At 72.1% G+C, this 17319-nt stretch carries 16 protein-coding genes and 2 tRNA genes; 8 read left to right on the top strand and 10 right to left on the bottom strand.

From position 1 onward, the window contains the following. Positions 1-98: 98 nt before the first annotated feature. The gene (locus AC3ET3_RS16135; RefSeq protein WP_432134001.1) at positions 99-914 is read right to left on the bottom strand and encodes an SOS response-associated peptidase; all 816 of its coding nucleotides are present in this window, start codon (positions 912-914) and stop codon (positions 99-101) included. Between the two features lie 135 nt (positions 915-1049). Here AC3ET3_RS16135 and AC3ET3_RS16130 point away from each other — a divergent pair, with 135 nt between their 5' ends. From AC3ET3_RS16130 to AC3ET3_RS16115, 4 genes are all read left to right on the top strand, one after another. Continuing rightward, the gene (locus AC3ET3_RS16130; protein WP_432134000.1) at positions 1050-1775 is read left to right on the top strand and encodes a M50 family metallopeptidase; all 726 of its coding nucleotides are present in this window, start codon (positions 1050-1052) and stop codon (positions 1773-1775) included. Between the two features lie 178 nt (positions 1776-1953). Then, a complete protein-coding gene (gene aroA / locus AC3ET3_RS16125) occupies positions 1954-3270 on the top strand; it encodes a 3-phosphoshikimate 1-carboxyvinyltransferase (protein ID WP_432133999.1) in 1317 nt (438 codons plus the stop codon). Positions 3271-3279: 9 nt separating this feature from the next. Continuing rightward, positions 3280-4290: a ribosome small subunit-dependent GTPase A gene (gene rsgA, locus AC3ET3_RS16120; protein WP_432155892.1), complete on the top strand. Its 1011-nt coding sequence runs from the start codon at positions 3280-3282 to the stop codon at positions 4288-4290. A gap of 77 nt (positions 4291-4367) precedes the next feature. Continuing rightward, entirely contained in the window at positions 4368-4691 is a 324-nt protein-coding gene (locus AC3ET3_RS16115; RefSeq protein ID WP_432133997.1) for a DMT family transporter, read from the top strand. A gap of 9 nt (positions 4692-4700) precedes the next feature. Here the strand turns inward: AC3ET3_RS16115 and AC3ET3_RS16110 are convergent, their stop codons facing one another. After that, positions 4701-5315, bottom strand: a complete 615-nt coding sequence (locus AC3ET3_RS16110) for a TetR/AcrR family transcriptional regulator (RefSeq protein ID WP_432133996.1) — start codon at positions 5313-5315, stop codon at positions 4701-4703. Between the two features lie 151 nt (positions 5316-5466). On the opposite strand from AC3ET3_RS16110, the gene hisN reads away from it, so the two are divergent. The 3 genes from hisN to AC3ET3_RS16095 all read left to right on the top strand — a co-directional run bounded on the left by hisN (position 5467) and on the right by AC3ET3_RS16095 (position 7379). Further along, entirely contained in the window at positions 5467-6300 is an 834-nt protein-coding gene (gene hisN, locus AC3ET3_RS16105; RefSeq protein ID WP_432133995.1) for a histidinol-phosphatase, read from the top strand. 174 nt (positions 6301-6474) lie between these two features. Further along, on the top strand, positions 6475-6867 hold the full coding sequence (locus AC3ET3_RS16100) for a CBS domain-containing protein (protein ID WP_432133994.1): 393 nt from the start codon (positions 6475-6477) through the stop codon (positions 6865-6867). Positions 6868-6962: 95 nt separating this feature from the next. Continuing rightward, positions 6963-7379: a Fur family transcriptional regulator gene (locus AC3ET3_RS16095; protein ID WP_432133993.1), complete on the top strand. Its 417-nt coding sequence runs from the start codon at positions 6963-6965 to the stop codon at positions 7377-7379. A gap of 111 nt (positions 7380-7490) precedes the next feature. Here the strand turns inward: AC3ET3_RS16095 and AC3ET3_RS16090 are convergent. The 4 genes from AC3ET3_RS16090 to AC3ET3_RS16075 all read right to left on the bottom strand — a co-directional run bounded on the left by AC3ET3_RS16090 (position 7491) and on the right by AC3ET3_RS16075 (position 12897). Next, positions 7491-7564, bottom strand: a tRNA-Met gene (locus AC3ET3_RS16090). 82 nt (positions 7565-7646) lie between these two features. Next, on the bottom strand, positions 7647-9587 hold the full coding sequence (locus tag AC3ET3_RS16085) for a tetratricopeptide repeat protein (protein ID WP_435612370.1): 1941 nt from the start codon (positions 9585-9587) through the stop codon (positions 7647-7649). A 205-nt stretch (positions 9588-9792) separates the two neighbouring features. Next, a tRNA-Met gene (locus AC3ET3_RS16080) sits at positions 9793-9866 on the bottom strand. Positions 9867-9909: 43 nt separating this feature from the next. Then, positions 9910-12897, bottom strand: coding sequence for a UPF0182 family membrane protein (locus AC3ET3_RS16075; protein WP_432134180.1), 2988 nt, complete (start codon positions 12895-12897; stop codon positions 9910-9912). A 162-nt stretch (positions 12898-13059) separates the two neighbouring features. Here AC3ET3_RS16075 and AC3ET3_RS16070 point away from each other — a divergent pair, with 162 nt between their 5' ends. Next, a complete protein-coding gene (locus tag AC3ET3_RS16070) occupies positions 13060-13602 on the top strand; it encodes a PPA1309 family protein (RefSeq protein WP_432133991.1) in 543 nt (180 codons plus the stop codon). Between the two features lie 137 nt (positions 13603-13739). On the opposite strand, the gene AC3ET3_RS16065 is transcribed toward AC3ET3_RS16070, so the two are convergent. The 4 genes from AC3ET3_RS16065 to AC3ET3_RS16050 all read right to left on the bottom strand — a co-directional run bounded on the left by AC3ET3_RS16065 (position 13740) and on the right by AC3ET3_RS16050 (position 17257). After that, positions 13740-14837, bottom strand: a complete 1098-nt coding sequence (locus tag AC3ET3_RS16065; RefSeq protein WP_432133990.1) for a YlbL family protein — start codon at positions 14835-14837, stop codon at positions 13740-13742. A 62-nt stretch (positions 14838-14899) separates the two neighbouring features. Beyond that, complete coding sequence (locus AC3ET3_RS16060; RefSeq protein WP_432133989.1) at positions 14900-15091, bottom strand: hypothetical protein; 192 nt, start codon at positions 15089-15091, stop codon at positions 14900-14902. Positions 15092-15393: 302 nt separating this feature from the next. Continuing rightward, positions 15394-15855 carry a molybdenum cofactor biosynthesis protein MoaE gene (locus AC3ET3_RS16055; RefSeq protein ID WP_432133988.1) on the bottom strand — a complete coding sequence of 154 codons (462 nt, stop codon included), beginning with the start codon at positions 15853-15855 and terminating at the stop codon, positions 15394-15396. Positions 15856-16144: 289 nt separating this feature from the next. Beyond that, positions 16145-17257, bottom strand: a complete 1113-nt coding sequence (locus AC3ET3_RS16050; protein ID WP_432133987.1) for an SDR family oxidoreductase — start codon at positions 17255-17257, stop codon at positions 16145-16147. Positions 17258-17319: the final 62 nt, after the last annotated feature.

Below are 17319 nucleotides of genomic sequence, written 5' to 3'. Positions count from 1 at the left end.
TGCGGTCCGAGGTGCCGGTGCGGTCCGAGGTGCCGGTGCGGTCCGAGGTGCCGGTGGTGTCGGGGGTGCCGGTGGTGTCGGGCATGTCGGGGGTCACATCAGAAGAGTGTGCCCTCCTCCGGCCCCTCCAGCTCCTTCAACAGCTCCGGCCCGTTGTTGCGGACGTTGCTGACGGCCGTGGGAACGGGATAGGCGCGCATCAGCCCGGCGGGCGGGGGCGCGAGCAGGGACCGCAGCTCCGCGACATCGGTGCGGGCGGGGTCCAGCCAGGCGTCCCAGCGGTCGGGCGTGAGCATCAGCGGCATCCGGGGATGGATCTCGGCCAGCGCGTGCGGTCCCTCGGCCGGGGCGACGGCCAGCGGGGCCGACTCCGCCTCGGTGGTGATCACCGAGCAGGTCACCCACCAGGCCCGCGGATGGTCGTCGGGCAGCGTGCGGTCCCGCCAGAACTCGTACAGCCCGGCCATGGCGAACACCGACCCGTCCGCCGGCAGGACGAAGTACGGCTGCTTGCGGGGCCGCTTCTTCCTCCCCTCGACCTCCAGATCGCGCTCCTGCCTGCCGGTGACCCACTCGTAGTAGCCGTCGGCGGGCAGGATGCAGCGGCGGGCGGCGAAGGCCCGGCGGAAGGCGGGCTTCTCGTGCACGGTCTCGGCACGCGCGTTGATCATCCGCGCGCCGCCCTCCGGGGACTTGGCCCAGGACGGCACGAGCCCCCACGTCAGCCGGCGCAGCTGCCGAACCGGACGCGGGTCCCCGGCGTCCTTCACCGGGCGGTCGAGAACCGCGTAGACCTCCTTGGTGGGCGCCACGTTGTAGTCCGGCGCCAGAGCCTCCTCGGGCTCCCACTTCTCGACCTCGAAGATCCCCGCGAGATCCTCGGGCCTGCGACTCGCTGCATACCGTCCGCACATACGTGCCACACTGCCAGGCCCACCCGTCACACGACCACCGCCCTCGGCGACGGTGCCACGCGCCGACCTCCGCCGAGACCACCCAGAGGCCACCCGAAAGCCACCCGAGAGCCAGCAAAGGGAGCAACGCCGAGAATGGACAGCAGCACCGCCGCCACCGCGCTGCCCGATCTCTGGGGCCGGCTCACCGGCATCCAGTCCGACCCCGACGCGTGGGTGGTGTACGCCACACTCGCCGCCGCGTTCGCGGTGGTCGCCCCGCCCGCCCTCTGGCGGCTGTCCCGCAACGCGATCACGATCGCCCACGAGGGCGGGCACGGCCTGGTCGCCCTGCTCACCGGCCGGCAGCTGACGGGCATACGACTGCACTCCGACACCAGCGGCCTCACCCTGAGCCGCGGCAAGCCGTACGGCCTCGGCATGATCCTCACCGCCGCGGCCGGCTACACCGCCCCGTCGCTGCTGGGCCTCGGCGGTGCGGCCCTCCTCGGCGCGGGCCGCATCACCGTCCTGCTCTGGGCGGCGACGGCACTCCTGCTCGCCATGCTGGTGATGATCCGCAACGCCTACGGCGCCATGACGCTGATCCTCACCGGCGGCACCTTCGTCCTGATCTCCTGGCTGACCGGCCCGCAGGTCCAGGCCGCGTTCGCCTACGCGGTCGTCTGGTTCCTCCTCCTGGGCGGGGTGCGCCCGCCCTTCGAACTCCAGGCGAAGCGGTCCCGGGGCGGCGCGGGGGACTCGGACGCGGACCAGTTGTCGAGGCTGACGAACGTCCCGGCGGCCCTGTGGCTGTTCCTCTTCCACGCGGTGTCGCTGTGCTCGCTGATCGGCGGGGGCCGCTGGCTGCTGGGGGTGTGAGCCTCCCCGAACGCACACCCGAAGCGCGCCCCGAGCGCGCCCCGAACACGCCCCGAACACGCCCCGAGTGCGTCCCGCGCATCCCCCGGACGGCGGGCGCACGAGGGGCGCGGTGACCGCGCGAGCGGCCACCACGGCGCCGCAGCGGACCACGACCCCTCCTTATAGAGTGGGCCCCATGGCCCGAACCCCCGCCGAGACCGCCCTCTGGCCGGCCCCCCACGCTCGCGGAGCCGTCGACGCGACGGTCCACGTGCCGGGGTCCAAGTCCGTCACCAACCGCGCGCTGGTGCTCGCCGCCCTGGCGAGCGAGCCCGGCTGGCTGCGCCGCCCCCTGCGCTCCCGCGACACCCTGCTGATGGCCGACGCCCTGCGCGCCATGGGCATCGAGATCGAGGAGGGCGTGGGCCCCGACGGCACCGGCGAGGCCTGGCGGGTGCTGCCGACCGTCCTGCGCGGCCCGGCCCGGATCGACGTCGGCAACGCCGGCACGGTGATGCGCTTCCTGCCGCCGGTGGCCACCCTCGCCGACGGCCCCGTCCAGTTCGACGGCGACCCGCGGTCGTACGAGCGTCCCCTGCACGGCGTGATCGACGCGCTGCGCGTCCTCGGCGCCCGCATCGACGACGACGGCCGGGGCGCGCTGCCCCTCACCGTGCACGGCGGGGGCGCGCTGGAGGGCGGCCCGGTGGAGATCGACGCCTCCTCGTCGTCGCAGTTCGTGAGCGCGCTGCTGCTGTCCGGCCCGCGCTTCAACCAGGGCGTGGAGGTCCGCCACACCGGCCCCACCCTGCCGTCGATGCCGCACATCCGGATGACCGTGGACATGCTGCGCGCGGTCGGCGCCCAGGTCGACACGCCCGAGTCCGGGGGCGAGCCGAACGTCTGGCGGGTCACGCCGGGCGCGCTGCTGGGCCGGGACCTGGTCGTCGAGCCGGACCTGTCGAACGCCCAGCCGTTCCTGGCGGCCGCGCTGGTGACCGGCGGCCGGGTGACGGTCCCGGACTGGCCGGCCCGTACCACCCAGCCGGGTGACCGGCTGCGGGAGATCTTCACCGAGATGGGCGGTTCCTGCGAACTGACGGAGTCGGGTCTGGAGTTCACCGGTTCGGGTGCGATCCACGGGATCGACGTGGACCTGGGCGACGTGGGTGAACTGACCCCCGGTGTCGCGGCGGTCGCCGCCCTGGCGGACTCCCCGTCGACGCTGCGCGGTGTCGCGCACCTGCGGCTGCACGAGACGGACCGCCTGGCCGCGCTCACCAAGGAGATCAACGAGCTGGGCGGCGACGTCACGGAGACGGCCGACGGCCTGCACATCCGCCCGCGGCCCCTGCACGGTGGAACCTTCCGCACCTACGACGACCACCGCATGGCCACGGCCGGCGCGGTGATCGGCCTCGCCGTCGAGGGCGTGGTGATCGAGAACGTGGCGACGACGGCGAAGACCCTGCCGGACTTCCCGGAGCTGTGGACCGGGATGCTCGGGGTCTAGGGGTCCGCCATGCGCCGCTACGGCAAGCACACCGACGAGGACGACATCCGCACCCGCCCCGGCCGCCGCAACACCCGGCCCCGGACGAACATCCGCCCCAAGCACGAGGACGCGGCCGAGGGCATGGTCCTCACCGTGGACCGGGGCCGGCTCACCTGCCTGGTCGAGGACCGCGCCATCATCGCCATGAAGGCCCGTGAACTGGGCCGCAAGGCGGCGGTGGTCGGCGACCGGGTGGCTCTGGTCGGCGATCTGTCGGGCAAGAAGGACACCCTGGCCCGCATCGTCCGCATCGAGGAGCGGTCCTCCGTGCTGCGCCGCACGGCGGACGACGACGACCCCTTCGAGCGGGTCGTGGTCGCCAACGCCGACCAGCTGGCCATCGTCACCGCCCTGGCCGACCCCGAGCCGCGCCCGCGGCTGATCGACCGCTGCCTGGTCGCGGCGTTCGACGGCGGCCTGGAGCCGCTGCTGGTGCTGACCAAGTCGGACCTGGCCCCGCCGGACAAGCTGCTGGAGCTCTACGGCGACCTGGACATCCCGTACGTCGTCACCAGCCGCGAGGAACTGGAGAACGGCGACGCGGCGGGCCGGGTGCGCGAGCACCTCGCCGACCGGGTGACGGCGTTCGTCGGCCACTCGGGCGTGGGCAAGACGACCCTGGTGAACGCGCTGGTGCCCGAGGAGCGCCGTCGGCTGACGGGCCACGTCAACGCGGTGACGGGGCGGGGCCGGCACACCACGACCTCCGCTCTGGCGCTGCCCCTGCTGGGCGCCGACGGGTGGGTGATCGACACACCGGGCGTGCGCTCGTTCGGCCTGGCCCATGTCGACCCCTCCCGGGTGATCCACGCCTTCCCCGACCTGGAGGCGGGCACGGAGGGCTGCCCGCGCGCGTGCAGTCACGACGAGCCGGACTGCGCCCTGGACGCGTGGGTGGCAGAGGGGCACGCGGATGCGGACCGGCTGTACTCGCTGCGCCGGCTGCTGGCGACGCGGGAGCCCACCGAGGGCGACTGACCTCAGCGTTGTTTGGGTGTACACGGGCCCGGTAAGTGCATAATCGCACCGAGCCTGACCAACGGGAGGGACAGCGCATGGCGTGGCTGCTGGTCGTCGTGGCCGGGTTGCTCGAAACAGGCTTCGCCGTCTGCCTGAAGCTCTCCCACGGGTTCACCCGCCTGTGGCCCACCATCGCCTTCGCCGCGTTCGCCCTGGGCAGCTTCGGCCTGCTCACGCTCTCGCTGCGCAAGCTCGACGTGGGGCCCGCGTACGCGGTGTGGACCGGCATCGGAGCGGCGGGTACGGCGATCTACGGGATGATCTTCCTCGGTGACCTGGTGTCCACCCTGAAGATCGTGTCCATCAGCCTGGTGATCGTGGGCGTGATCGGCCTGCAGTTGTCGGGCTCCACGCACTGAAGGGCGCCGCTACGCCTCCTTCGGCGCGGGCCGGGACAGGGCGCACCGCACCAGGTCGGCGACCTCGCCCTCGCCGGGCGGCGCGGCCACGCAGGACAGCGCGAGCCGGACCGCGACCTCGCAGGAGCGGGCCAGGTCGGGGGCGTCGTACGGGAGCGCACCGGGTGCGGTCAGCGTCATGACCGCGCGGTCGCGCACCAGGGTGACGAGGTCGCCGGGCGAGGGCAGTGCGCCGTCGGCCCGCCGTTGCGCCGGTACGGCGGAGGAGGACGGCACCGCCCGGAGTGTCGGCGCGGGCAGGCGTTCGCCCCAGCAGCCGGTGAGCAGAGCGCGGACCAGGACGTTGTCCCTGGCCGCGGAGGCGGTCCACTCGGCGGTGGCGGCGAGCCGCTCCCTGATGTCGCCGTGCCCGGCGAGGGCCCGGTCGACCCCGGCGAGGTAGCCGTCGGCCTCCCTCCGCACCAGCGCCCGGGCGAGGCCTTCCTTGCTGCCGAACTCGTTGTAGAGCGTCTGTCGGGACACCCCGGCCGCGGCGGCCACCTCGACCATCCGCACCGTGGCCCACGGCCGGTGCGCGAGCGCCGAGAAGGCGGCGTCCAGTAGTGACTCCCGGGCTGCAGGCATCATTGCCTCCCTGGGGCAGCGGCTGTGCCCAGATTTTGACGCGCCCCGTCGCCGTGTCAAGCCTTCCGGTCCCCGGTCCCCCGGCTTCCGGTCACCGGCGCGCCGTGGCCCCGTGTGGCCCCGTGTCCCCGTCGGCCGATACGGTTCCCCCATGCCGGACTACCTCGATGACCTGCGCCTCGCCCACGTCCTCGCGGACGCCGCCGACGCCACGACCATGGAACGCTTCAAGGCCCTCGACCTCAAGGTCGAGACCAAGCCGGACATGACCCCGGTGAGCGAGGCCGACAAGGCGGCGGAGGAGCTGGTCCGCGGCCATCTCCAGCGGGCCCGCCCCAGGGACGCGATCCTCGGCGAGGAGTACGGCGTCGAGGGCTCTGGGCCGCGCCGCTGGGTGATCGACCCGATCGACGGCACCAAGAACTACGTCCGGGGCGTCCCCGTCTGGGCCACTCTGATCGCCCTGATGGAGGCCGACGGCGGGGACACCACCCCCTCCGGCGGCCCTGAGAACGGGGAGGGCTACCAGCCCGTCGTCGGCGTGGTCTCCGCCCCGGCGCTCGGCCGCCGCTGGTGGGCGGCGAAGGGACACGGTGCCTTCTGCGGCCGCAACCTGACGTCGGCGAGCCGGCTGCGGGTGTCACAGGTCTCGCGGCTCGCGGACGCCTCGTTCGCCTACTCCTCCCTCTCCGGCTGGGAGGACCTGGGCCGGCTGGACGGCTTCCTGGACCTCGGCCGCGCGGTGTGGCGCACGCGCGCGTACGGCGACTTCTGGCCGTACATGATGGTCGCGGAAGGCGCGGTGGACCTGTGCGCCGAGCCGGAGCTGTCGCTGTGGGACATGGCGGCCACGGCCGTCATCGTCACCGAGGCCGGGGGCACGTTCACGGGGCTCGACGGGCGCCCGGGGCCGCACAGCGGCAACGCGGCCGCCTCCAACGGCCTGCTCCACGACGACCTGCTGGGCCACCTCGGCCCCCGGTGACCGCCGGCGGCCGAGAAGCGAGGGCGCGACAGATGAGCGCATGCGCCCTCGATTGCACACCCGCGCCCTCTTGTTGACCCCCGCTTTGCCTGCCACCCTGAGAGTCCCCCCACTTGTGAACTTGTGAAACGCCGAACAAACGGTGTGGGGGCACTCCAGGAGGTGGCTCCATCCATGCTCGTCCGTGACGCCATGACCACAGTCGTCCTCACCATCGGCCCCGACCACACGCTCCGCCAGGCCGCAACCCTGATGGCCGCCCGCGGAATCGGCGCGGCGGTGGTCCACGACCCCGACGCCGGCGGGATCGGCATCCTCACCGAGCGCGACGTCCTCAACTCCGTCGGCCGGGGCCAGGACCCGGACACGGAACGCGCCCACGCCCACACCACCACCGACGTCGTGTTCGCCGCACCGGCCTGGACGCTGGAGGAGGCGGCCCGCGCCATGACGCACGGCGGCTTCCGCCACCTCGTCGTCCTGGACCACGGCGAGATCACCGGCGTCGTCTCGGTCCGCGACATCATCCGCTGCTGGGCACCGGCCCGGCAGAGCGTGCCCGCCTGAGCAGCCGACCCCGAAATGGACGCTGTCTAAAACAGGCCCTGATCCAAAGTCACACCTATTCGTGACCTGGCCCGCGCTGCTGTTAGGCTGGTCGCATGAGTGACCTTCTGGAACGGCTGCGCGGACGCGGATGGCGGATGACCGCGCAGCGGCGTGTCGTGGCCGAGGTCCTTACCGGTGACCACGTCCATCTGACGGCCGACGAGGTGCACGCCAGGGCGGTCACCAAGCTGCCCGAGATCTCCCGCGCCACCGTGTACAACACGCTCGGCGAGCTGGTCTCCTTGGGCGAAGTCCTCGAGGTCACCACCGACAAGCGCGCCAAGCGGTACGACCCCAACGCCCACCGACCGCACCACCACCTGGTGTGCGCCCGATGCGGCGCGATCCGCGACGTCCATCCCACCGGCGACCCGCTCGCCGAACTGCCCGACTCCGAGCGCTTCGGCTTCACGGTGTCGGACGTGGAAGTGACGTACCGGGGCGTCTGCCCCGACTGCGCGACGGTCTGACGGGCGACAGCCTGACGCGCGCCGACCCGGCACCGCGGCGCCGAACCGATCGCCCCAGGAACGCACTGAGGGCCGGAACCCTCTCGGGTTCCGGCCCTCAGTCTTTTTCAGTAGCGGGGACAGGATTTGAACCTGCGACCTCTGGGTTATGAGCCCAGCGAGCTACCGAGCTGCTCCACCCCGCGTCGATGAATGGAACATTACGTCAAGGATGCAGAGGAAAGCAAATGCGTCTCCCGTGACGGGGGGGCACCCCCTGGGGAGTAATCACGCCGGCAGCTCCTCCCGCAGCGCGTCCCGCAGCCGGGCCGCCCGCTCCGCGACCTCCCCGGGGCCGAGGCTCACCGCACGGTCCGCCCAGTACTGCCCTTCGTCCAGCTCCCCGCGACGCGCGTAGACCAGGGCCAGCCGGAGAGCCGCCCGTCCATGACCGTCGTCGGCCGCCCGGGTCCACCACACGACCGCTTCGGGCTCACTGCCCTCCCTGGCCAGCAGCAGCCCCAGGTTGAACGCGCCGTTGCGCGAGCCGGCCTCGGCGGCTTCGCGGTACCAGCGCGCGGCCTCCACGACGTCGCCGCGGGCGGCCGCCAGCATTCCCACCCGGACCTGGGCGCGCCGGTGCCCCTGGGAGGCGGCCCTCTCGTACCACTCCTCGCACTCGGTCTTCTCGTGCACCGACTCCCCGAGCTCGTGCGCGGGCGCCGGGGGCCGCCGGGCGTCCAGCACCGCGGCCAGCCGGTAGGCGGCCTCCGTGCTGCCGCCCCCGGCCGCGCACCGCAGGTGCCGCTCGGCGTCCTGCTCGTCCCCGTCGCGCAGCCGGGCGATGCCGACCTGCAGCGCGGCCTCGGTGTGCCCGGCCGCCGCCGCCCGCTCGTACCAGCGCAGGGCGTCCGCGTCCTTGCCGCGCCCGGCGTAGAGGATGCCCAGGTTGAACGCGGCGTCGACGCTGCCGGCCTCCGCCGCCTTGGAGAACCACGGCTCGGCGCCGGTGGCGTCCCCGCCCCGCAGCAGCAGGATCGCCAGCGCGTTGGCCGCCTCGCGGTGGCCCGCGTAGGCGGCGTGGCGGTACCACTGCTCGGCCTGGGCGGTACGGCCCTGCTCGGCGCACAGCAGCCCGAGGTTGTAGGCGCCGTTGACGTCACCGGCGTCCATGGCCGCCCGGTACCAGCGCTCCGCGGTCTGGGTCTGGCCGCGCTCGGCGTGCAGCGCGCCCAGGGCGTTGGCCGCGTTGCCGTCGCCCTCCTGGGCGGCGCGCAGCCACCAGATGGCCGCGTTCTCGGTGTCACCGGCGTCCCGCAGCAGGAAGCCCAGCGCGCAGGCGGCCCGGGCCTCCCCGTCCTCGGCCGAGGTCAGGTACCAGCGCCCGGCCTCCTTCAGCTCGCCACGCTTCTCCAGGATCGCCCCGAGATACAGAGCCGCCCGGCGGTGGCCGCGCGCGGCGGCCTGCCGGTACCACTGCTCGGCCTCGGCGGCCGGGGAGACACCGTTGTCACCGCCGGTCTCCCCTGCTCCGGCACGTGCGCGCCGCCGAGCCACACCGTCCCGGGCCGCGGGCCGCCGGCCGGGGCGGTCGTTCCCGGCCCGCCCGGAGCCGGCCTCGGGTCCGGCCGGTTCACCGTGGGCGCGGCGGTCCAGGGCGCGGGCGAGCCGGTAGGCCGCCTCACGGTGGCCCCGCTCGGCGGCGATGCGCATCCACCGCTCGGCCCCGCTGTCCCCCCGGTGCTCCAGCAGGTCGGCGAGCGCGTAGGAGCCCAGCACATGACCCTGCTCGGCGGACTGCCGCAGCCAGTACTCGGCGGCCGGCTCGTCGCCGCGCTCGCGGTGGTGCCGGCCGAGCGCGTGCGCGGCCGCCGTGGAGCCGGCGACGGCGGCCACCCGCCACCATCCGGCCGCCTCATCGGCGTATCCGCGCTGGTGGAGGAGGACGCCCAGGTTGTTGGCGGCGGCCCGGTCACCGGCCGCGGTGGCGGCACGCAGCTGGGGCTCGGCCCCGTCGAGATCGCCCCGGCGCAGCAGCATCGCCCCGAGGACGCTGGCCGCCTCGGCGTCGCCGGCCGCGGCCGCGCACCTCAGGCGTACCTCCTCGGCGGCCTCCCCCGTCTCGTCCGTGGTCTCGTCCGTGGTCTCCTCCGGGGCCGCTTCCTCACCGGAAGCCTGCACAAATCGCCCTGTCTCGAACAGAGTTGCCTTGTCCCCCATAACGTCCATCGTCGCACCACCTGCAACCTGGGTACACCCGGTATACCGCAGCCCGTGAGGTCACTTCAGCGTTTTGTCGACATGCCCACAGAGAGACAAGTCAAACACAGATCCCCCAACTCCCCACGTCGGCGCGGCGATCGCCCCGTCTGTACATGCGTTCGCACACCACGAAGGCCCGGATCCCTGTAAGGATCCGGGCCTTCGTTTTCAGTAGCGGGGACAGGATTTGAACCTGCGACCTCTGGGTTATGAGCCCAGCGAGCTACCGAGCTGCTCCACCCCGCGTCGTGTCGCACAACCGTACCACGACGCGGAGCGGATCATGTCATCAGCCGCTTCCGCCGCTGCTGCTCGGCGCGGGACTCGGGCTCTTGCTCGGACTCGGGCCGGCGCTGCCGCCCGGCTTCGGACTCGGGCTCGCGCCCGACGCCGCGCCACCGGACGCGCTGTTGTTCCTCTCCGCCTCGGCCTGCGCGTCCTCGGCCCGCTTGAGCGCGGCCTCCAGGTCCTTCTGCGCCTTGCCGTACGCCTCCCAGTCGCCCTTCTTGAGGGCCTCCTGGCCGGCGGTGAACGCCTTCTGTGCGTCCTGCAGGGCCTGTTGGACCGTGGCGTCGCCCGTCGGCGGGGGTGTCGTGCCCCCGCCCTCGTCGCTCGGCGGCTTCTGGGGCGTGCCCTCGGTGCCGAAGACCTTGTTGAGCGCCTCCTCCAAGGTGTCCTCGAAGGCGGTGTTGCCTCCATAGGTGACCAACACCTTGCGCAGCAGCGGGTACTTCAGGCCGCCACCGCGGACGTAGACCGGTTCCACGTAGAGCAGTCCGCCTTCGAGCGGCACCGTCAGCAGGTTGCCGTACTCGACCTCGGAGTCACCGCCGCTGAGCAGCCGGATGGTCTCGGCGATGTCCTGTTCGGAGTTGAACTGGCTCTGTACCTGTTTCGGCCCGTTGACGGTGGTGCTCGTCGGCAGCTTCAGAATTCTGATCTTGCCGTAGCCGGAGGTGCCCGCCTCGGAGTCGACCGCCATGAACGCGCTCAGGTTGTCGCGCCCGTTGGGCGTGAACGTCGTCGTCAGCGAGAACGCCTGCGCCTGCTGGTCGGGCAGCTTCATGCTCAGGTAGTACGGCGGCACCGCGTCGCCCGACTTGTTGGTCGGGTCGTCCGGGACCTGCCACACCTCGCTGCCGCTGAGGAAGGTCGTGGCGTCCTTCACGTGGTACCGGGTGAGCAGTTCGCGCTGCACCTTGAACAGGTCCTGCGGGTAGCGCAGATGAGCCATCAGGGACGGCGAGATGTCGGCCCGCTCCTTCACCGTGTCGGGGAAGGCCTTCATCCACGTCTTCAGGACCGGGTCCTCGGTGTCCCACTGGTAGAGCACGACGTCGCCGGTGTACGCGTCGACGGTCGCCTTCACCGAGTTGCGGATGTAGTTGACCTGGTTCTGCTGGGCGACCACCGCGCGGCTGTCGTTGGTCGCGGTCAGCGAGTCGGCGGTCGTGTCACCGAGGGTGGTACGGGACGCGTACGGGTAGCCGTTGGTCGTGGTGTAGGCGTCGACGATCCACTGGATGCGGCCGTCCACGACTGCCGGGTAGGCGTCGCCGTCGATGGTCAGCCAGGGGGCGACCGCCTCGACGCGCTCCTTCGGCGTGCGGTTGTACAGGATCCGAGACCCCTCGCCGATGGCACCGGAGTACAGGATCTGCGGCTCGCCGAACGCCGCCGCGTACGCCGCCCGGTTCAGCGGGTTGGCGAGGCTGACGCCGCTGTCGCCGGTGTAGCTGAACGACTTCTCGCCGCTGTCGTCGGAGTAGTCGACCTCCTTCTGGGGGCCGCCGACGATCGAGTACGTGGTCGTCTTCTCGCCGTAGTAGACGCGCTGCTCGTACGTGCCGAGCTCGCCCTTGGACGGCAGGTCGGACTCGGTGAACACCGGGCGGCCGTCGGAGTCGGCGGCGGTTCCCTTGGCGGCGACCACGCCGTAGCCGTGCGTGTAGCGGAAGTGGTTGTTGATCCAGTTCTGCTTGTCGACGCCGGCCAGGTTCAGCTCGCGCAGACCGATGACCGTGTCCTGGTCGCTGCCGTTCTGGTTGTAGCGGTCCACGTCCAGGTTGGTCGGGAAGGCGTAGTACTTCCTGATCTGCTGGAGCTGCTGGAAGGTCGGCGAGACGATGTTCGGGTCGAGGATGCGGATGCTGGCCGTGTCGTTGACGTCGTCGCGCAGCCCGCTGATGTCCTCGCTGGTGTTGGTGCCCTTGTAGTCGGCGACCTGGGTGTCGTCGATGCCGTAGGCCTCACGCGTGGCCTTGAGGTTCTTCTGGACGTACGGCGCTTCCTTGGCCTGCTCGTTCGGCTGGACCTGGAACTTCTGCACGATCGCCGGGTACAGGCCGCCGATGAGGATCGCGGAGAGCACCATCAGGCCGAAGCCGATGACGGGCAGCTGCCAGGTGCGCCGCCACAGGGTGGCGAAGAACAGCAGGGCACAGATGACGGCGATGCAGAACAGGATCGTCTTGGCCGGCAGGTAGGCGTTGGCGTCGACGTACCGCAGGCCGGTCCAGTTGTCGGTGGCCTTGAAGTCACTGGACTTCACGGCCAGCCCGTACCGGTCGAGCCAGTAGGCGACGGCCTTCAGCGCGACGAAGACACCGAGCAGCACCGACAGGTGTCCGGTGGCCGCCGAGGTGGCACGGGCGCCGGGGCTGGTGATGCGCAGCCCCCCGTACAGGTAGTGGGTGAGCGCGGCGGCGATCAGGGAGAGGATCGTGGCCGCGAACCCGAAGCCGAGCAGGAAGCGGTACCAGGGCAGGTCGAAGGCGTAGAAGGAGACGTCCAGGTGGAACTGGGGGTCCTTCTTGTGGAAGGGCACGCCGTTGACCCACAGCAGCCAGGTGCGCCACTGGCCGGACGCCGAGGCGCCGGCGATCAGCCCCACCAGGGCCGTGATCGACAGCAACAGCCACTTCTTGTACGGGGCGACGGCCATCCGGTAGCGGTCGAGGCTCTGCTGCTCCATCGACATCGCGCTCAACGGAGGCCGCAGCCGGTGCGCCAGCCAGATGTTGAGGCCGACCGCGAGGGCCATGAGCAGGCCGAAGACGAAGAACAGCCCGATCTTGGTCCACAGGGTCGTGGTGAAGACGGACGAGTAGTGCACCGACCGGTACCACAGCCAGTCGGTCCAGAACCCGGCGAACATGGTGAACGCCATGCCGAGCACGGCCAGGACACCCAGTGTCAGCAGCAGGGTCCGGACGCGCCGGGACGGGCGGCCCACTCTGATCCGCGGCCCCGTAGGGCCTCCGCCGCGGTCCGGCATCTGGAAAGCCAAGGTGCGCACCTCGAAGTTCGTGGTCGATCCTCAGGCCCGCGTGTTCGCCGGCCCCTCGTGGCCCCCGTGATCGTGGGCCCACACCTATGCAACTTACTCAGTGTTTACTCAGTTCCCGATTCCGGGTGTGAACGAGGCAGGATTGTGACCATGTCCAAAACTCCCATGGCGGCGAGCCCGCTGACCCGGGCCGTACTCGAGATCGACGAGTACGCCTCCGGCCTCGGCTGGGACCAGCCCGCTCGCCTTTTCGCCCTCGTAGACACCGCACGGCTGCGGGCCGAGGAACCCTCGCTCGCCGCCCAGCTCGGCCTGGAGGACGAGTCCGAGACCACCGGTCTCACCCCGATCGAGCAGGAGGAGATCGCGGCCGACCGTCCGCTCGACGAGTTCCTGGCGACGATCGCCTGGCCGGACGCGGTGACCGGCTGCGCCCTGACCATCGAGCGGCTGATGCTCCCGCCCGCCGCCGAGGCCCAGGTGCCGACCGACCTCGACGAGGCCGCGCTGGCCCGGTGGGTGAGCTCCCACCCCGGGCGTCAGGAGGTCCGGATGACGGTGGCGGTCCTGCGTGACGGCTCCCGCGAGTCGGCGCTGCGGCTGCGCGAGAAGGACAGCCCGACGGAGGTGCTCACCGGCTCGGACCTGGTTCCGGGGCTGGCCGAGGCGCTGGCGGCGACGTTCGAGGACTGACGTCCACAGGAGCATCCGGGGCGGGGTCCCGCCCGGCGCCGGGCGCCCGGTTCCTCAGGGGACGGGGCGCCCCGGCCTTTTCCGGGGTGCGGCCGGCGGCGGCGCGGACGGGCGGCCTGGCAGGGCTGCGTGCCCGTTCAGCCCTTGGTGGTGCACTCGGGCAGGTCGGCGGTGTCGCCGCTGCGGATGTCCTCCAGGGCGCCGAGGGCGTCGTCGATGGTGCTCACCTTGACGAGCCGGAGTCCGTCCGGGGTGTCCTCGGCGGCGGCCGAGCAGTTCTCGGCGGGCGTGAGGAAGTACTGGGCGCCCTTGTTGCGCGCGCCCACCGTCTTCATCTCGATACCGCCGATGGGGCCGACCTTCCCGCTGTCGTCGATGGTGCCGGTGCCGGCGACGAACGTGCCGCCGGTGAGGCTGCCCGGGGTCAGCTTGTCGTAGATGCCGAGCGCGAACATCAGGCCGGCGCTGGGCCCGCCCACGTCGGCGAGCTTGATGTCGATGCTGAACGGGAAGGTGTGGTCCGTGCCGGCGGAGATGCCGACGATGGCCCGCTTCGCACCCCGGTCGTCGGAGGTGGCCGTGGTGATCGTGACGTCGCGCGTCCCGCTCGCCGCCCGGTTCTCCTTCTCGGCGGCCGCCTGCTCCTTGGCCGGCACGATGGTGAACACGACGTCCTGGCCGGGCTGGTGCTTGGTGACCAGTTCGGCGACGTCGGACGGCTCCTTGACCGCGGTGCCGTCGACCGCCTTGATGACGTCACCGGCGTGCAGCTTGCCCTCGGCGGGCGAGTTCTTCACGACCGTGGAGACGATCACCCAGGACTGCACGGGGATGTCCAGCGCCTCCAGCGCGGCGACCTTCGCGCTCTCCTGGGACTGGCTGAACTCCTCGGCGTTCTCCTGGGTGGACTCCTCCTCCGTCTGGCCGTTCGGGTACAGGGTGTCGTGCGGCACGACCTTGTTGTCGTGCGCCAGCCAGCCGTAGACCGCCTCGACGAGGTTCATCCGGTAGTCGGCGCTGGTGACCCGCACGGTCGTCATGTTCAGGTGGCCGTCGGTCGGGTACGTCCTGTGCCCGGAGATCTGCAGCACCGGCTCGCCGTCGTGCTCACCGAGGGTGTTGACCGTCGGCCCCGGCGACATCTCCGAGTACGGCACGGGGAGGAGCACCCCCGCGCACAGGAGCGCGATCAGCATCAGGGTGGAGGCGAGCATCGTCGCGGTGCGGCGTGGCATGCATCGACAGTACGGGACGGCTCTGTCAGCGCACTGTCAGGGCCGCCACCCAGGTCTCGTCCTCAGGCACCGGAGGGCGACTTCTCCCTCGGCTGGGGCCCGGCGGACTTCTCCATGGCGGCACGGAAGCGGGCGTACCCGTCGAGTTCGGGACCATCGCCGCGGATCTTGCGGGTGCGGTTGGCCCAGCTGCCCCAAAGACCGGCTGCCACCGCGGCCACGAGCGGAATCAGCAACCAGGCGAGCGCCGCCATGCCGACCTCCCAAGCCCCTCAGACCGACCCCAACTGACTGATCAGCAGATTAACCATCCGCACGGACAACGCTCACGCCGGGGGTGCGGTTACGCAACCGGAGGGGCCACCCGGCGGACGGCCGTCGGGCGGACAGCGGACGTCGGACGGCGGTACAGGCGCGACGGGCGGCGGTACAGGCGCGACGGGCGGCGGTACAGGCGCGACGGGCGGACAGCGAAGAGCGGAGAGCGGAGAGCGGCCTATCGGCGCAGGGGATGCGGCAGGGGCGGGGCGGGGGCAGAGCCGGGCGGCAGCTTGGGTCAGCAGGCGCCCACCCACTCCTCGGTGCCGTCGGAGAACGTCTGGTGCTTCCAGATGGGCACCTCGTGCTTGAGGTCGTCGATCAGCTTGCGGCAGGCCTCGAAGGCCTCCCCCCGGTGCGGGCAGGACACGGCGACGACGACGGCGAGGTCCCCGACCCGCAGATCACCCACCCGGTGCACGGCGGCCAGGGCACGCACGGGGTACTCGGCGACGACCTTGTCGGCGATGCGCCGCATCTCGGCCTCGGCGCTCGGATGGCACGAGTAGCCGAGCCGGTCGACGTCGGCGCCTCCGTCGTGGTTGCGCACGGTGCCCACGAAGAGTGCCGTGCCGCCGGCCGCGTCGTCCCCGACCGCCCGGAAGACCTCGTCGAGGGACAGGGCGGTCTCCCGGATCGCGATCAGCTTGACGGGGTCCTGCGCGCCCAGTTCACCGGGGTGGTCGTTGGTAGGTGCCATGCCCCCCATCGTGCCGTACGCCGCGGACCACGGGAAAGCACGGAATCACCGGCACGCGCGCGTACGCGTTGGAGCCTCCTACAGGCACGGACCTGGCCCCGGACGGACACCGAGACCGAGGGCCCCTGAGGCCTGTGGCTCCGCTGCAGGCGCTCGGCCACCGCCCGGCGCGGGTGGGGCGGCATGGACCGGCCAGCGCTGGCCGGGCGGTGGCGGGCCGGGCGGCGCTGGCCGGGCGGTGGCGGGCCGGGCGGGTCCGGTCCGCCTCCGGCACACCCGGCCGGTGCGTTCACACCCGGCGTCGCGCCTTGCGGGCCCGGCGCACCACGGCCGCCGCGCCCAGCAGGGCCACCGTCGCCCCCGCGGCACCCGCGGCGGTGGCGTCTTTGCGGCCCAGCCGGCGCCCGGCCACCGTGTGCCGCCCGGAGACCTCCTCCAGCAGCTCCGCCAGGACCTCCTCGTTGGTCCAGCGGGGCCGCCAGCCGGCCTCGTGCAGACGGCTGCCGCTCACCACCCACGGGTACATCGTGTACGCCAGGTCGCCCGCCGGGGACGGCGTCAGCCCGATGCGGTGCAGCCGGGCCGCGGCACCCAGGGCGACCGCCGACGGCAACTCCATGCGCCGGATCCCGGTGAGCTCCTCGACCTCCTCCTGCTCCAGCCAGCCGTCGCAGCCCACGGCCAGTTCCCCGTCCACCTTCTCCAGGACGGCGTACTCCAGGGCACTGCACAGGTCCTCGACGTGGCAGAACTGCCAGGCAGGCCGCGAACCGGCCACGACGAGCAGCCGCGGAGACTCGAAGTACCTGGTCAGGGCGGTGTCCGTACCGCCTACCAGGACCGCGGGGCGGACCACGGTGACATTGAGCCCGGGATGCGCCCGGGGCGCGCGCCTCGCCAGCCGTTCGATCTCCAGCAGGTCGCCCACTCCGGTCGCCTCGGCGGTGGCCCGCAGCTCGGCGTCCTCCGACAGCGGCAGCTCGTTCTCGGGCAGCGCGCCGTACACCATCGCCGAGGTGCACAGCACCGCGCGGCGCACGCCGGCCGCCGCCGCGGCGGTCAGCACGGTCTGCGTCCCGCGGACGTTGTACGCCGTCCGGGCGGCGGCGTCACTCCCCAGGTCGAGATCGAGCGCCAGATGAACGACGACGTCGACGCCGCGCAGCTTGTCCGCGATCGCCGGGTCGCGCACGTCCAGGATGTGCCACCGGGCCGCGTCGCACTCACCACGCCGCTCGTCGATGGCGACGACCTGCTTGATCTCGTCGGACGCGGCGAGCCGCTCGGTGAGCAGCTCGCCCACCCCGGTCGCGGCGCCGGTCACGGCGACGACGGGCCCGCGCCCGCCGCCCGGGGTTGAGCGGTTTCGCGCTGCGCGAACCTGCGGATCTGGGGAACTCACCAGGTGTCTCCAGCGGTTGTCTTCCATACGGGCGCGAGTGACGCGTACGTACCAGGTGGCAT

It is taken from the genome of Streptomyces sp. bgisy159 (assembly GCF_057707805.1).
The sequence above is the reverse complement of the archived record's forward strand: the minus strand, read 5'-3'. Positions and strand labels throughout refer to the sequence as shown.

Coding starts and splice junctions, on each gene's coding strand:
- AC3ET3_RS16135 (WP_432134001.1), bottom strand. CDS start 914: ATGTGCGGACGGTATGCAGCGAGTCGCAGGCCCGAGGATCTCGCGGGG.
- AC3ET3_RS16130 (WP_432134000.1), top strand. CDS start 1,050: ATGGACAGCAGCACCGCCGCCACCGCGCTGCCCGATCTCTGGGGCCGG.
- aroA (WP_432133999.1), top strand. CDS start 1,954: ATGGCCCGAACCCCCGCCGAGACCGCCCTCTGGCCGGCCCCCCACGCT.
- rsgA (WP_432155892.1), top strand. CDS start 3,280: ATGCGCCGCTACGGCAAGCACACCGACGAGGACGACATCCGCACCCGC.
- AC3ET3_RS16115 (WP_432133997.1), top strand. CDS start 4,368: ATGGCGTGGCTGCTGGTCGTCGTGGCCGGGTTGCTCGAAACAGGCTTC.
- AC3ET3_RS16110 (WP_432133996.1), bottom strand. CDS start 5,315: ATGCCTGCAGCCCGGGAGTCACTACTGGACGCCGCCTTCTCGGCGCTC.
- hisN (WP_432133995.1), top strand. CDS start 5,467: ATGCCGGACTACCTCGATGACCTGCGCCTCGCCCACGTCCTCGCGGAC.
- AC3ET3_RS16100 (WP_432133994.1), top strand. CDS start 6,475: ATGCTCGTCCGTGACGCCATGACCACAGTCGTCCTCACCATCGGCCCC.
- AC3ET3_RS16095 (WP_432133993.1), top strand. CDS start 6,963: ATGAGTGACCTTCTGGAACGGCTGCGCGGACGCGGATGGCGGATGACC.
- AC3ET3_RS16085 (WP_435612370.1), bottom strand. CDS start 9,587: ATGGACGTTATGGGGGACAAGGCAACTCTGTTCGAGACAGGGCGATTT.
- AC3ET3_RS16075 (WP_432134180.1), bottom strand. CDS start 12,897: ATGCCGGACCGCGGCGGAGGCCCTACGGGGCCGCGGATCAGAGTGGGC.
- AC3ET3_RS16070 (WP_432133991.1), top strand. CDS start 13,060: ATGTCCAAAACTCCCATGGCGGCGAGCCCGCTGACCCGGGCCGTACTC.
- AC3ET3_RS16065 (WP_432133990.1), bottom strand. CDS start 14,837: ATGCCACGCCGCACCGCGACGATGCTCGCCTCCACCCTGATGCTGATC.
- AC3ET3_RS16060 (WP_432133989.1), bottom strand. CDS start 15,091: ATGGCGGCGCTCGCCTGGTTGCTGATTCCGCTCGTGGCCGCGGTGGCA.
- AC3ET3_RS16055 (WP_432133988.1), bottom strand. CDS start 15,855: ATGGCACCTACCAACGACCACCCCGGTGAACTGGGCGCGCAGGACCCC.